The following is a 13,338-nucleotide window of genomic DNA, read 5'->3' as shown; positions in this document are numbered from 1 at the left end:
AGCCATGGCGATCAAACAACTGATTAAACGCACCAGCGGCTGGCTCTATCTCAACTCGTCCGTGGGACGAAACCAGTTGCACGGCGCCGGCGTGATCCTGATGTTGCACCGGGTGCTGTCCAACGACCGCGCTGCCGACCTTCCGCACCGCAACGAACTGTGCGTCGGGCCCAAGGCCTTCGAACATTTGCTGGTGTGGCTGCGCAAGCATTTCGATTGCGTGCCGCTGATGGAGATCCTCCAGCCCAACGCCTTGCGCACCGAGCGTCCGCAAGTGGCGCTGACCTTCGACGACGGCTGGCGCGACAACGCCGCCAACGCCTTCCCGCTGCTGCAGAAACATCAGGTGCCGGCGAGCATTTTTCTCTCCACCGATTTCATCGGCAGCCGTCAGCGCTTCTGGTGGGAAAGCATCGGCGAAACCCTGTGGGGCAGCCACGGCGAAAAGCCGCGCATGCACCTGATCGAATGTTTGCAATCGATCCATCATCCGGTGCCGGTGTTGCTGGACGACATCGACGTGGACCGGCGCAGTCTGACCCTGTTGCATTACCTGCAAGGGCTAAAAGCGCTCGACCCGATGATGCTCGAACGCCTGACCGACGAGTGCCCTCCAGAGTCGCAACCCCAGGCACTCGACTGGCATCAGGTGCGTTCGATGGAGTCTTCCGGTCTGGTGCGTTTCGGCCCCCACGGCGCCAGTCACGCCATCCTCACCGGCCTTGACGATGTGCGCCTGGGCGAAGAAATCAGCCGCAGTCGCGATGCCCTGCTCAACGGCTGCAACCGACCATTGCCGGTGTATTGCTACCCCAACGGTGACAACGACGTACGGGTTCGCGAACAGATTGCCAGTCACGATTACCCGTTCGCGCTCGGCACCGGCAGCGGCATTTATCGCGGCAACAGTGATCCGCTGAACCTGCCGCGCTTTGGTGTCAGCCAGCGCACCGCGCGCAATCCGGAACTGTTGTCGTGGCGGATCTATCGCGGGGCGCGACCATGAGTCGAGGCAGTTACCTCAAGCATCTGGCGCTGAGCATGGGCACCAAACTGGCGATGATCGCCCTGCGCCTGCTGAGGAATGTGCTGCTGGCGCGAATCCTCGGGCCCAGTGAGCGCGGGCTGTTCGCCCTGCTCAGCACCCTGCCCGATCTGATCAGCGCGGCCACCAGTGGCGGGTTGAATTCGGCGGTCGGTTATCAGGCGGCCAAGCAGAGGCCGATGGGGTTGCTGCTGGCTCAGGTGCTGGTGTTCGGCTGCTTGCTGGCGGGTCTGTTGACCTTGCTGGTGGTGGCGCTGGTGCGCGAGTTCGGCAGTGAACTGGACGTGACGATGCAACTCGGTCTGCTGGCGTGGCTGTTGCTGCTGGCGGTGCCGTTGACCGTGCTCAAAAGTGGCTTGCTGACCTTGCACAATGCGTCCGGCGGCGTGGTCGCGTTCAACGCCTTGCGACTGGTGGAATCCCTGGCGCCGCTGCTGCTGTTTCTCGCACTGTTCTGGATGTGGAAAGAAGCGGCCCTCGAAGCCGCACTGATCAGTTGGCTGGCCGGCATCAGTCTGGTGGTGCTGGTCGGCTGGTTGTGGCTCAAACGTGCGCAGCCGTTGCAGCTGCAATGGGATCGCGCCAGCCAGAACGAACTGCTGCGCTTCAGTGCGCGCAGCCACCCGGATCTGCTGTTCCAGCAGGTGATTCTGCGTTCCGATTACCTGTTCATCGGCGCCTTGCTCGGCAGCACCGCCCTCGGGCATTACGCGATGGCCAGCGCCGCCGCCGAGTTGCTGCTGATCGTCCCGGAAGCGGTGACCACACCGCTGATGAAACGCCTGCTGCAACAGGACGAAGGCATGGACAAGGTCACGCCGCTGGCCCTGCGCCTGACCGCCACGGTGATGCTCGGCGCCTGCCTGACCATGGCCGTGATCGGCGAATGGCTGATCGTTACCCTGTTCGGCGTCGCCTACCAACCGGCGTACCCGGCGCTGCTGGCCTTGCTGCCGGGGCTGCTGGGCCTGTGCTACGCGAGCATCCTGCGGCTGGACCTGATCGGCAAGAATCGCCCCGGCACGGTGTCGCTGATGATGGGGCTCGGCGCGTTGCTCAATCTTGCGCTGAACCTGCTGCTGATTCCGGCCTATGGCATCGTCGGCGCAGCGGCGGCTTCGTCGATTGCCTATCTGGCGGTGACCGTGGCGATGCTGGTGTTGTACTGCCGGTTGAGCGGTGTGGCGTTCTGGCAAACCCTGATCATTCTGCCCAGCGACCTCACACCGATGTGGCTGATGTTGCAGCGTCGCTTTTTACAACGGAAATCCGCATGAAAGGCCTGGCCCTGCTGTTCGGCCTCGGCCTGTCGCTGGACGCCTTCGCGGCGTCGATGCGCTGGGGCGACATTCGCGACGGCAGCCTGTACCTGCAAGCCGATCGCCCCGACACGGTGACCGTGCGCTGGATACCGGCGTGGCAGGCGGAGGCCAACGAAGAGCACATTTTCCTGCTCGACGGCCGGGGCCAATTGCAGGGCGAGCGCTTCATCAAGGCCAGTGAAACCCGTGGCAGTCAGAGCTGGCCATTGACGCCGGGCGCCACGAGTTATCAGCTGGAAATCCCCGGCTACAGCTTCCGCAGTTATCGGGTCGAACACGACGAAAACACCGTGGCCCTGTTTGCCCCGGCCAAGGTGCATTTCAGCGCGGAAACCCGTAACGGCGATGAACTGTATTTCAAGGTCGCCGCCGGTGAGCACGCGATATTGGCGGGCAAGTTTCACGGCGGGGTCAGCGCCCTGCAAGCACAGCGGGTCGGCGATGGACAGCAGCTGTCCTTGGCGCTGAAACCCTATCGCGCCTATTGGCAGTTCGATCAGGTGGCGTTGCCGGTCAGCGAACGCGAACAGGTCTGGCGCCTGCGTCTGCAAGGCAGCGGCAAAGCGGCGTTCTGGCTCGATGGCACAGCCAATCTGTTCGCACAGACCCCGCAACAGCTCAAGCCGCTGCGCGAAGACGACGGCCAGACGCGCCTGACCCTGCACGACAAAGTCCTTGGCCGCACCCCGGATCTGGGCATCGCCCTGCCCTACGTGATGCCGCCGCCCGCCAGCCATCCTGTGCTCGATGCGCTGAAACCGACGGCCGCCAGTTACTACAGTTTCGTCGACGTGACGGCGAAGAAGCCGCACTTCGAAGATGCGTTTCGCCAGGTCTATCAGGATCGTTTCGGCATTCGTCAGGACATCACTTTGCTCGCCGGCAGTCAGCGTCAGGCCGATCTGCGCGCTGATGTGCAAAGCAACAGCGGCCTCGACGCCTGGCTCGCCGGTACCCGTGCGCTGGGCGGTAAAGGCACGCATTACATCGGGTTCGCCGACGAACCCAACCTGAATTATTCGAGCTACGAGCAATACCGTTCGATCTTCACCAGCATGGCCCGGCAAGTGCGCAGCGATCCGGCGAATGCCAAAGCCGGCGTGCGCATTGCGATGCCGGCCAGCTCACGATTGGTCAACGGCCCGTTCGCCGACAACGCAGCGAACAAGCGGGGGATCGACTGGGCCCGGCGCCTGCTGAGCGAATCCGCCGATCAGGTCGATGCGCTGGCCTGGCACGAATGGATGATTCGCGACCTGCTCGCCACCCGCGTGTACCGCGACAGCGTGCGCCGCGCGGCCGATCTGGTCGGCCTCGACGCCAAGGGTCAGCCGCGCAAGGCCTTGCTGCTGGACCAGACCAATCTCTCAAGCGGCTCGAGCCTGAGCCCCTACGATCAGGAAACCCATTTCACTTCGCTGTGGTGGGCCTCGGTGGTGATCAACGCCTCCCAGGACGGTTTGCTGACGATGCTCAACTGGTTTCAGGCCGCCGATGAGCCGCAGTACCCCAAAGGCATGTTGCGGGTGCTGGGCGATGACCGCTTCGAGCTGAAACCGGTGGGTCTGGCCCAGCAGTTCATTCAACAGCACTGGCTGCACAACGTACTGTGGCTGGAGAACGATGCGTTCGAAGTCGATGTGCTGGCAATGGCCAGCGACGATCAGCGCGGCCTGCTCGGCGTAAACAAGGGCACGCGCTTGCAGCGTGTCGATCTGGCGGGCGCCAAGTGCCCGTTGAACAACGGCGCGCTGCGCTACTTCGGCGCCGACAACCGCAGCCGCGACGCGCCTTTTCGCTGTCAGGACGGTCGCGTGCGCTTCGAGCTGCCGGGGCAGACCCTGTTTGCCCTGAGCTGGAGCGCCTCATGACCGCCCTGTTGATGTCCGGCCGCGCGGGCCTCTGTCCGCGCGATGACTCGTCATCAGGAGCAACGACCATGAATGTTCTGCAAAAAATCAGCGATCACATCAAACACAAAGGCCTGCGGGCCACGGTGGCCAAGGTGTGGAAGCACTACGTCTTTTCTCATCAGGAATTGCTGTGGATGGAGCGCGATCTGGTCAATCCGGTGCCGCCCCACAGCCTCAAGCCTTACCCGCCGCTGCGGGTGGTAAAGATCACCCCGGACAACGTCAGCGCCTTCGCCCGCCACTTCGGTGACCGCGTCGGCACCATGGCGGAACTGGCCCGGGAAAATCACACCGGGCACATGCACCTGGACGATCAGGGCCATGCGGTGGCCTTCATCTGGGGCACCGCCCAGGACTACTTCGACCGGCACTACTACGGCTGCATGTTCCCGGTGAAACCCGGCGAGTTCTTCGAGTTCGGCGGCGAACTGACCCGCTCGTACTGGGGCACCGAACTGTCGGTGGACCTGCAACTGGAACTGTGGAAAGCCATGGCCGCCCAGGGCTGCGACAAGGTCGTGGACGTCTGCGAATTCCACAACATCCCGGCGCTCAAGCTGCACCTGCGCATGGGCTATACCGAACAGGGCCGGATCATGAATGTGTATGAGTTGTTCGGTCGCTGGCGCTTCTACCGCGAAACCCGCTACAGCGGCTCGCGTCTGGACGCACTGCGCAAACCGTCCCGTCCACCTGTCACAGCAACGGCGACCTGAGCCTATGGCGCAATTCGAATGGCGCACCTCGTTGTGCGCACCTGACTTCCCGGCGGCGGCCTATGAAGCGCTGCGACTGCGGGTGACGGATCACACGCCGTTCAACAGCCTCGACTGGCTGTGTGCGGCAGAGCAGGCGCTCGATGCGCACGAGCGGCTGCACGTATTGCTGGGTTGGGAAGCAGACGAATTGCGCCTGTGCCTGCCGCTGGTGGCGAGCCGTGAAAGGTTTTTCGGTTTGCCGTTTCGGGTGGTGCATCACCTGGGTTATCCGCTTGCCGATCGCCTGGCGTTGTTATCACTGCTGAACGCCGAAGACATGCGTCAGGCCCTGCGGCTGATTCGCCAGCGAGTACCCCACGCCCTGCTGCAACTCAACGAAATCGCGGAACCTGTCGGCGACGAAAGCGTGCTCACCGAATGGATGGCCCACAGCTCCACCGGCGAGCGTCGCTTGAGCTGCCGGGTGCCGGTGCACCTGATCAGCGACGCCGACCGCCAGGAAGTCTCGGGCGACCCGCGCTACAAACTGCGTCGGGCGCGCAAGCGGATTGCCACGTGCGGTGCCGAGGTCCGGCGGATCATTCCCGACGCAACCAGCATGGGTCCGTTGCTACAGGCCATCAGCGAAGTCGAAGCAGTGAGCTGGAAAGGCGACGAAGGCGTCGGGATCTTTGCCAGCGAGCGCAGCCGCCGTTGCATGGAAAACGCCTTCACCGCCCTCGCCGCTTCGGATCGGGTGCGTGTGGTGATGCTGGAGCTGGACGGACGCTGCATCAGCTATCGACTCGGCCTGTTCGAACAGGGCCGGCTCTACGATTACAACCTCGCCTTCCTGCCGCAATACGCCGATCTGGGCAGCGGCCGGGTGTTGCTGGAGGAATGGATTCGCTGGGGGCTGGATGACAACTGGCGCTGGATCGATGCCTCACGGGTCAGCCTGGAAAACTCCAGCCATCAATTGCACGAACGCATGACCGGACAACTGGAACACTGGCGCTGGAGCTTCTACTCGTGGCGCCCGAGCGGCCTGTTGCTGGGGCTGGGATTGCGCGTCTGGCACCGGCTCAAACCTGCGTTGCAACAATGGCGGGCGAAGCGTGCGACGGCCAAAGCGGCAGTCATTGCGACACCTGTGATCAACCCCACCAAGGAGGGCGAACATGCCTCGCCAAGTCATAGTCAACGCTGACGATTTCGGCCTCAGTCCGAACGAAAATGCGGTGATCCTCGGTGCGTTCCAGGCCGGGGTCATCAGTTCCGCCACCGCCATGGCCAACATGCCGGCGTTCGAAGCGGCCTGCGCCATGGCCCGGCTGCCGCTGCTGGAAGGCCGGATCGGTCTGCACTTCAACCTGACCTACGGCCGGCCCTTGAGCCGGGCCATTCTCGAGCGTCGCACCTTCTGCGACAGCCACGGCGTGTTCGACCTCAACCTGCCTCGCCACAGCCTGTGGCTGAGCCGCGAAGATCGCGAGGCGGTGCAGGAAGAATTGCATGCGCAGTGGCAGCGTTGCGTCGATCACGGTGTGCGTCCCAGCCACCTCGATTCACATCAGCACGTACACAACATCTGGCCGATCGGCGAGATCGTCGCGCGCTTCGCCGCCCATCAAGGTGTGCCCGTACGCCTGGCGCGCAACCTGGGGCAAAACCTCAGCCTGCCCAAGCGCCTGTTCAAGGGTTTGCTCAACCGTCGGTTGCAAGGTCTGGCCGGGGCCACGGCGGATTACGTCTGCACGCCGGTGGACCTGCGCAACGCGCCCGCGCCGACCGACGGCGTGCTGGAAATCGTCGCCCATCCAAACCAGCTCGGTGCGGATTTCGGTGACGCCTATCTGCAACCCGGAGAGTCCCTGAGCCGCGTGCTAGAGCAGCGGCTGGCGGGGGTTCCACGGGTTTCCTATGCCGATCTGAACAAGGAATTTCTACGCGGTGCCGAGGCACTCTGAACCGTTACACAACTTGCAATACATTCAAAGCTGGCGCTTTGACATGAACTTGCAGGGCTGATCTATACCCACAAAAGCGTCATCCACAACACCCGGGCTCCGGCCTCGGAGGGCATCATGAGCGTCATTGAAAAGCTGCGTGAACGTATCAAGCAAAAAGGCCTGGGCCGCACCTTCGGCACGTTGTGGAAACGCTACGTGTTCTTCCATTGGGAACTGTTGTGGATGGAGCGCGACCTGGTCAGCCCGGTACCGCCGCACAAGCTGCGCCCCTACGACGGTCTACGCAAAGTCGACATCACCGCACAGAATGCCGGCGCGTTTGCCAAACACTTCGGTGACCGCGTGCAGACCATGGCCGAACTCGCCAACGAGGGCCACACCGGGCACATGTACCTGGACGCCGACGGCCATGCGGTCGGGTTCATCTGGGGCAGCATTCGCGACTACCACGACCGCCACTATTACGGCTGCACCTTCCCGGTCAAACCCGGCGAGTTCTTCGAATTCGGCGGCGAAATGACCCGCGCCTACTTCGGCAGCAGCCTGTCGGTGGACGTCCAGGTCGCCCTCTGGCAAGCCATGGCCGCCCAGGGTTGCCACAAGGTGGTCGACGTCTGCGAAACCCACAACATCCCGGCGCTGAAACTGCACATCCGCATGGGCTATCACGAACAGGGCCGCGTCATGCACGTCTATTGCCTGTTCGGCAAATGGCGCTTCTTCCGCGAAACCCGATACGAAGGCTCACGCCTGGACCCACTGCGCAAACCGGGACGGCCGGTGGTGACGGCGGCTGCGCAGGCTTGAGATTTGTGGCGGCTTAACCGCCGCCTTCGTCGGATCGCCGCCCGGGGCAAGCCCGCTCCCACAGGTTTTATGTCGACCACAAAATATGTGATTGCCGAAGATCCCTGTGGGAGCGGGCTTGCCCGCGATAGGGCCAGTCGCCGCACCTCAATTGTCAGGTCAGGATTTCACCCCCACCCACGTAAAACACATCGGCATCTGCGCCTCGCGGTTCTGGTACTGGTCATACACTTCTTCCCGGTTCGAGTGCGGGTACTCCTTGAAGTGCGTGATGTTCAGGCCGGCCTCGATGGCGGCGGTGAAGATCGCGCCGAGGGTGTGCACGAACCAGTAGGACTTCGCAGCCTGCTGTTCGACCTTGCCGACGTAGACGATCGGTTCTTCCTGCACGAACGGTTCTTCGCGAAAGTACGAGGTGGCAAGGCAAAACGGGTCTTCGGCCTCCGGGTCGACCATTTCCAGGAACGGGTGGGTTTCGTAGATCACCAGTTGCCCGCCCGGTTTAAGGGTGGAAGCGACGTGGCGGAAGAGTTCTCCGATGTCGGGCATCCAGCCAAAGACGCCGATGGTGATCAGCGCGACGTCGAAACGGGCGCGCAGCGATTCAGGCAAATGATGAATATCGGCTTCGATGAATTCGGCCTTGTGCGGCGAACGCTTGTTCAGTTCGCGGGCCTGTTCGAGGAACGCGCTCGATTGATCGACACCGACCACGCTCCGTGCGCCGAGGGCGAACAATGACAGGCTTTCGCGGCCGTTGTTGCAACACAGCTGCACGACGTCTTTGCCATCGACACCGACCTTTTCGAGCAAGCCGCGAAGGGTGTCGTCAAGGCAGGAAAAGTCAGCCTGGGTGACCTCGGTCAGCAAGGCCTGCCAGTCGGGGGAGTCCTGGTGATGACGGGCGGAATCATTCCACGCCTGACGATTGCTCTCGACGGCGTTTTTATTGTTTGGCACTTCCATGGCGCACTCCGGGCGATGCTCACAATTGAGCGGCCCGAGTCTAGTTCAGCCTCGCGTTACAGGTTGTTGCGAACTTGTAAGCCGGCAAACTTGCACCAGCGCCGGCACCAACGCCTGCACGGCTGGCAGCTATAGTTAATAGCCTTGGGGAAATCCGCTTCCACAGGTGCTGCCATGGGAATGTTCAATCGACTGCTGTTGTCCGCCTGTCTGCTCGCCGCCACCCAGGCTCAGGCGCTGGACAGCAACTTCAATTACTACGGTTCCGACCAGCCTTTTGCCCACCCTGCTCCGCCGTCGCTGTCCGCCGAGCCGCCTCGGCCGTTCGATGACGCGTCGCCGCAGGATTTCATTGTCATCCCGGATCGCCATGTGTTCCACGACTCGCAGCTGCCCACTGTGGCCGATGCGACGGTGCGGGTGTTTATCCGCACCTACGACGCCGAGCGCGGCATTTACGTCAACGACGAAGTGCTGGACCCGACGTGCGTGCTCGAATGCCTGAGCCCGCCGAATCCACGCAGCAACGCCGTTTACCACTGACGCTTGTCCGGGCGCGCGAGGCCGAGTTTTTCGATCCGGTAGCGCAGCATGTCGCGGCTCAGGCCCAGCAGGCGCGCCGATTTGGTGACGTTCCAGTCGGTCTTGTCGAGCATCTTGCGCACCATGTCGCGCTCGACTTCCGGCAGGTTCATCGATTCGGTGTTGCTCGCGGGGCGTGGTTCGAATTGCGGTACTTCGTGCTGATGCTGCGGTGGCAGGTCATCGCACAGGCTCATGCACACGTTCAGTTGATGCGCGGCGATGGTGTCGCTCGGCGCCAGCAACACGGTCTGTTCGAGCATGTTGCGCAACTCGCGCACGTTGCCAGGCCAGGTGTAACTGAGCAGCAGTTCTTCGGCCTGATCGCTGAAATGCAGGTTCGGTTTGCCATAGCGCTTGCCGTGGCTGGCGAGGAAGTGCCGGGCCAGCAGCAGGATGTCTTCGCCACGGGCGTACAGGCGCGGGACCTTGATCGAGATGATCCGCAAACGGAAAAACAGATCGCGGCGGAACTTGCCCTGCTGGACCATCTGCTCCAGGTTGCAATTGGTCGCGCTGATCACCCGCAGGTTGACCTTGCGCTCCTTCACCGAGCCGACCCGGCGAATGGTGCGATCCTCCAGCAGCTTCAACAGTTTGGCCTGCAACAGCAAATCCATTTCGCCGATCTCGTCAAGGAACAATGTGCCGCCGTCCGCCGCTTCCACCAGCCCGACCCGGCGATCCTTGGCGTCGGTGAACGCGCCTTTCTCATGGCCAAACAGTTCTGATTCCACCAGGTTGGACGGAATCGACGCGCAGTTGAATTCAACGAACGGGCCTTTGCTGCGCGGGCCGTCGAAGTGCAGCGCGCGGGCCACCAGTTCCTTGCCGGTTCCGGTTTCGCCTTCCACCAGTACCGGCGGCAGGTCGGTGTTGGCCATGCGCCGCTCGGCGTCGAGCAACTGGCCGATGGTGTTTTTCAGGTATTGCATCGGCGAGGACTCGCCGATCAGCGCCTGCACTCCGGATTTCTGTGCTTCGCGATCCTGGTAGAACGACAGCGTGCGCTCCATCCGTTCGGTGGCCAGGGCCTTGTCCAGCAGCAGTTTGAGCTCCGGCAGCGCGACCGGTTTGGTGACGTAATGAAAGGCGCCCTCCTTCATTGCGACCACCGCGTCTTCGACGTTGCCGTAACCGGTCATCATGATCACTTTCAGTTCCGGCGCGCTGATGCGCAGCTTCTGGATCAGATCGTGACCGCTCATGCCCGGCAGCGAGTTGTCGGTCAGGACGATGTCCGGCATGAAGCTTTCCAGTTGCGCCAGCGCGTCCTCGGCCGAGTGGCAGACCGTCACCTCGAAGTCTTTGCGCTCCAGGTAGGTCTGAATATTCTCGGCCAGCAGTTCGTCATCCTCGACCAGCAGAATGCTGTGTTCCATATTCCCCTCCCGATGCCACTCTAAAGTTGAGACTGACGCGGGTTCCTTCCTGCTCCCGGCTGGTCAGGACGACCGAACCCTGAAACCGCTCCATGATTCTTTTGACCAGCGCCAGGCCGACCCCGAGGCCGCCCTGCTTGGTGGTGAAAAACGGTTTGAACACCAGTTGTTGCTGCTGCGCGCTCATGCCTTTGCCGGTATCGCTCAGGGTCATGCGCACATGACCGGTGTGCGGTGTTTCAATCTCGACACTGAGTACGCCCCCCTTGGGCATCGCTTCCAGGGCGTTGGCAAACAGGCTATTGAGAATTTGCGTCAGCAGCACCTTTTGACTGACGACCGGCGGGCAATTTTGTGGCGTGAATCGCACTTCGACGCCATTGCGCCGGATCAGCGCATCAAACGCCCCCAGGGTGTCTTCGACCGCCGCCAGCAACTCCACCGCCTCGCCGTCGTCACTCATCGGGCGCAACGACACCAGCAGTTCGCGCACCCAGCGCGACATGCGGTCGACCTGGCTGATGATGTCGCCGATGTTGCGCTGCGCGCCGGGGCTGGCGATTTCCTGGGCCAGTTCGGCACTGGAACGAATGGTCGCCAGCGGATTGCGCAGGCTGTGGGCCACCGCTGAAGACATCTCGCCCAGCGCGACAAAGGTTTCGTTGCTGATCAGTTGCTGTTGCTGGCTCTGCAACAACGTCGAGGCGCGCCGCACGATCCAGAACAATCCGAGGTAAATCGCCGCGCCACCGAGGATCGTCGCAGCCCAGATCGAAGCGAACCCGCGATCGATGCGGTCGACAAGATCCGCCGGTTCCTTGTAGATCTCGACCATGGCGACCACTTTGCTTTTGTCGGCGTTGAACATCGGGATGTAGTTTTCGATGAACAGGTATTTGGGTTCGCGGGACAGTCGCTGTTCGGGTTTTTCATCGTCGATCTTGTGGTAGCTGGAAGACACCGGCACCTTCATTTCGAACGACTCATCCAGCTCGTCGTCATCTTCAAATTTGACGTTGATCAGTTCGGGGTTGGTCGACCAGATGACCGTGCGGTCCAGGGCATACACCGTGGCCAGCAACACGTCGGGCAAGTGTTCGACATGATCGAGAAACTCGGCGCGGGCCGCAGCATGGGCCAGCGGGTCGACGTCGGGGTAGTTCCCGTCCTGGCGCGGGTCGAGCATCTCGCCCATGGTCCGTTGCGGCGTGATGTTGGCGTGGCGCATTTCCGCATCGCCGATAGCCTGCACGAATTGCGCGGTGAGCAACGCATCGCGCTCCACGCTTTCGGTGACCACGAAGCGCGTCGAGATATAACCCAGCCCCAGCGCCACGGCCGCGATGATGAAAAAACTGGCCAGCGAGAACCAGCGCAGCAGATTGAACTGTCCGCCCCAACTCTTGATGGCTGCCAACGCTACGTTCGGCGCTGCTGTTTTTTGTTCTTCCAGTCGCTGCATGGGAATGCCCTGGCGTTTTTGTGTCGAGCCCGTTACAGCCGCCTTCTCGAATGAGTGTAGGTGGCAATGACCGTGGCACACGGTTCAATGATGCTATTTAGCCGCTACTGCATACGACTCACCGCTTCGCTGGCAGAGCCCGGTTTTACTGGCGTCAACGCACCGTCAGCCAAGGGCTGCACAGATGGATGCTGACGCTCGGTTTCAGCACTCAAAAAATCGATGATCGACTGCGCCGACGACTCATCCAGACGCAGATTCGGCATCGGGATGCGCTCGTATTGCTCATACAGTTGCAGCGCGATCGGGTCTTTCTCCGCCAGCACGCGATCCGGTTCGCGGATCCAGCGATTGAGCCAGGCCGGGTCACGCTGGCGGGTCACGCCGATCAGGTCCGGGCCGATGTTGCGCATGCCGATGCCTTCGCCGTCCTGCGGGCCGAGGCTGTGGCACGAAGCGCAGCGGGTGCGGAACAGTTCTTCGCCATTGCTCGGCGGACGAATCTGCGGGGCGTCGGCGTAGCTTTCTTCGGTGCTGGCCTGTTTCCAGTTCTGCAAGGTATTGGCGAGCTGATCGGCGAGGATCCACGGGTTCTCGAACGGCGAGGCTTTCATCCAGCGCCCGGTGCTCTGGTTGCCGACGATCAGGCTCAGGTTGTGATCCTTGGTGCGGCCGTTGTCGACGCCTTCGATGAATAATCCGAGCTTCTTGCGCAGCTCGGTGACGTCTTCGAACTCGCCGGTAAGGAATTTCCAGCCGGGGCCGACCTTGAAGCGTTGCGAATAGGCCTTGAGCACTTCGGGGGTGTCACTCAACGGATCAATGGTGATCGAGTAAAAGAAAATGTCTTTCCCGACCCGGTCCCCCAGCAGTTTCTGCACCTGGCGCAAGCGTGCGGTTTCCAGTGGGCAGGAGTCGCTGCACGAGGTGAAGATGAAGTTGATCACCACCACTTTGTCTTTGATCAGATCATCGAAAAAACGCACCTGCCGACCGTCCTGGTCGGTCAGCAGGGTGTTGGGGAAATAGTCGCCACCCCACGGGGTGGCGGATTCGCTGGCGCCGTCGGGCTGCGCCTGATGGGCGATGAGCACCTGACTGCCGAGCAGGCAGGTGACCAGCACCAGAATCAGGTGCATGCCCAGGGCGCGGGAGCGCGGCGTTGGCTGGGTCATGTCGGCTCCCTCC

General features: G+C 62.1%; 12 protein-coding genes. 8 read left to right on the top strand and 4 right to left on the bottom strand.

Annotated features, from left to right (window positions below):
* The first annotated feature begins 4 nt into the window (after positions 1-4).
* From QR290_RS11800 to QR290_RS11770, 7 genes are all read left to right on the top strand, one after another.
* Entirely contained in the window at positions 5-1,006 is a 1,002-nt protein-coding gene (locus tag QR290_RS11800; protein ID WP_289204975.1) for a polysaccharide deacetylase family protein, read from the top strand.
* A complete protein-coding gene (locus QR290_RS11795; protein ID WP_074687748.1) occupies positions 1,003-2,322 on the top strand; it encodes a lipopolysaccharide biosynthesis protein in 1,320 nt (439 codons plus the stop codon). Before QR290_RS11800 ends, QR290_RS11795 begins: the two co-directional genes overlap by 4 nt.
* Entirely contained in the window at positions 2,319-4,238 is a 1,920-nt protein-coding gene (locus QR290_RS11790) for a hypothetical protein (protein WP_289204974.1), read from the top strand. Before QR290_RS11795 ends, QR290_RS11790 begins: the two co-directional genes overlap by 4 nt.
* A gap of 68 nt (positions 4,239-4,306) precedes the next feature.
* A complete protein-coding gene (locus tag QR290_RS11785) occupies positions 4,307-4,996 on the top strand; it encodes a GNAT family N-acetyltransferase (RefSeq protein WP_289204973.1) in 690 nt (229 codons plus the stop codon).
* A 4-nt stretch (positions 4,997-5,000) separates the two neighbouring features.
* Positions 5,001-6,188 carry a GNAT family N-acetyltransferase gene (locus QR290_RS11780; RefSeq protein WP_289204972.1) on the top strand — a complete coding sequence of 396 codons (1,188 nt, stop codon included), beginning with the start codon at positions 5,001-5,003 and terminating at the stop codon, positions 6,186-6,188.
* The gene (locus tag QR290_RS11775) at positions 6,160-6,948 is read left to right on the top strand and encodes a ChbG/HpnK family deacetylase (protein WP_289204971.1); all 789 of its coding nucleotides are present in this window, start codon (positions 6,160-6,162) and stop codon (positions 6,946-6,948) included. The genes QR290_RS11780 and QR290_RS11775 overlap by 29 nt, the downstream gene beginning before the upstream one ends.
* A 117-nt stretch (positions 6,949-7,065) precedes the next feature.
* Positions 7,066-7,758, top strand: a complete 693-nt coding sequence (locus QR290_RS11770) for a GNAT family N-acetyltransferase (protein ID WP_289204970.1) — start codon at positions 7,066-7,068, stop codon at positions 7,756-7,758.
* A 159-nt stretch (positions 7,759-7,917) separates the two neighbouring features.
* Here QR290_RS11770 and QR290_RS11765 read toward each other — a convergent pair whose 3' ends face one another.
* A complete protein-coding gene (locus QR290_RS11765; RefSeq protein ID WP_289204969.1) occupies positions 7,918-8,724 on the bottom strand; it encodes a class I SAM-dependent methyltransferase in 807 nt (268 codons plus the stop codon).
* Positions 8,725-8,898: 174 nt separating this feature from the next.
* Here QR290_RS11765 and QR290_RS11760 point away from each other — a divergent pair, with 174 nt between their 5' ends.
* Complete coding sequence (locus QR290_RS11760; protein ID WP_289204968.1) at positions 8,899-9,267, top strand: hypothetical protein; 369 nt, start codon at positions 8,899-8,901, stop codon at positions 9,265-9,267.
* Here the strand turns inward: QR290_RS11760 and QR290_RS11755 are convergent.
* The 3 genes from QR290_RS11755 to QR290_RS11745 all read right to left on the bottom strand — a co-directional run bounded on the left by QR290_RS11755 (position 9,258) and on the right by QR290_RS11745 (position 13,325).
* Positions 9,258-10,688, bottom strand: a complete 1,431-nt coding sequence (locus QR290_RS11755) for a sigma-54-dependent transcriptional regulator (RefSeq protein WP_115077275.1) — start codon at positions 10,686-10,688, stop codon at positions 9,258-9,260. The genes QR290_RS11760 and QR290_RS11755 overlap by 10 nt on opposite strands.
* Positions 10,657-12,150: a sensor histidine kinase gene (locus tag QR290_RS11750; protein ID WP_115077274.1), complete on the bottom strand. Its 1,494-nt coding sequence runs from the start codon at positions 12,148-12,150 to the stop codon at positions 10,657-10,659. The genes QR290_RS11755 and QR290_RS11750 overlap by 32 nt, the downstream gene beginning before the upstream one ends.
* A gap of 104 nt (positions 12,151-12,254) precedes the next feature.
* Positions 12,255-13,325: an SCO family protein gene (locus QR290_RS11745; protein WP_435875086.1), complete on the bottom strand. Its 1,071-nt coding sequence runs from the start codon at positions 13,323-13,325 to the stop codon at positions 12,255-12,257.
* Between the last annotated feature and the right edge of the window lie 13 nt (positions 13,326-13,338).

Origin of the sequence: Pseudomonas fluorescens (assembly GCF_030344995.1) — a bacterium.
GTDB lineage: Bacteria > Pseudomonadota > Gammaproteobacteria > Pseudomonadales > Pseudomonadaceae > Aquipseudomonas > Aquipseudomonas fluorescens_BF.
This window is presented reverse-complemented; position numbering and strand designations above follow the sequence as displayed.

What these genes read in the sequence shown, in the direction of transcription:
- QR290_RS11800 (WP_289204975.1), top strand. Translation starts at nt 5, where the DNA reads ATGGCGATCAAACAACTGATTAAACGCACCAGCGGCTGGCTCTATCTC.
- QR290_RS11795 (WP_074687748.1), top strand. Translation starts at nt 1,003, where the DNA reads ATGAGTCGAGGCAGTTACCTCAAGCATCTGGCGCTGAGCATGGGCACC.
- QR290_RS11790 (WP_289204974.1), top strand. Translation starts at nt 2,319, where the DNA reads ATGAAAGGCCTGGCCCTGCTGTTCGGCCTCGGCCTGTCGCTGGACGCC.
- QR290_RS11785 (WP_289204973.1), top strand. Translation starts at nt 4,307, where the DNA reads ATGAATGTTCTGCAAAAAATCAGCGATCACATCAAACACAAAGGCCTG.
- QR290_RS11780 (WP_289204972.1), top strand. Translation starts at nt 5,001, where the DNA reads ATGGCGCAATTCGAATGGCGCACCTCGTTGTGCGCACCTGACTTCCCG.
- QR290_RS11775 (WP_289204971.1), top strand. Translation starts at nt 6,160, where the DNA reads ATGCCTCGCCAAGTCATAGTCAACGCTGACGATTTCGGCCTCAGTCCG.
- QR290_RS11770 (WP_289204970.1), top strand. Translation starts at nt 7,066, where the DNA reads ATGAGCGTCATTGAAAAGCTGCGTGAACGTATCAAGCAAAAAGGCCTG.
- QR290_RS11765 (WP_289204969.1), bottom strand. Translation starts at nt 8,724, where the DNA reads ATGGAAGTGCCAAACAATAAAAACGCCGTCGAGAGCAATCGTCAGGCG.
- QR290_RS11760 (WP_289204968.1), top strand. Translation starts at nt 8,899, where the DNA reads ATGGGAATGTTCAATCGACTGCTGTTGTCCGCCTGTCTGCTCGCCGCC.
- QR290_RS11755 (WP_115077275.1), bottom strand. Translation starts at nt 10,688, where the DNA reads ATGGAACACAGCATTCTGCTGGTCGAGGATGACGAACTGCTGGCCGAG.
- QR290_RS11750 (WP_115077274.1), bottom strand. Translation starts at nt 12,150, where the DNA reads ATGCAGCGACTGGAAGAACAAAAAACAGCAGCGCCGAACGTAGCGTTG.
- QR290_RS11745 (WP_435875086.1), bottom strand. Translation starts at nt 13,325, where the DNA reads ATGACCCAGCCAACGCCGCGCTCCCGCGCCCTGGGCATGCACCTGATT.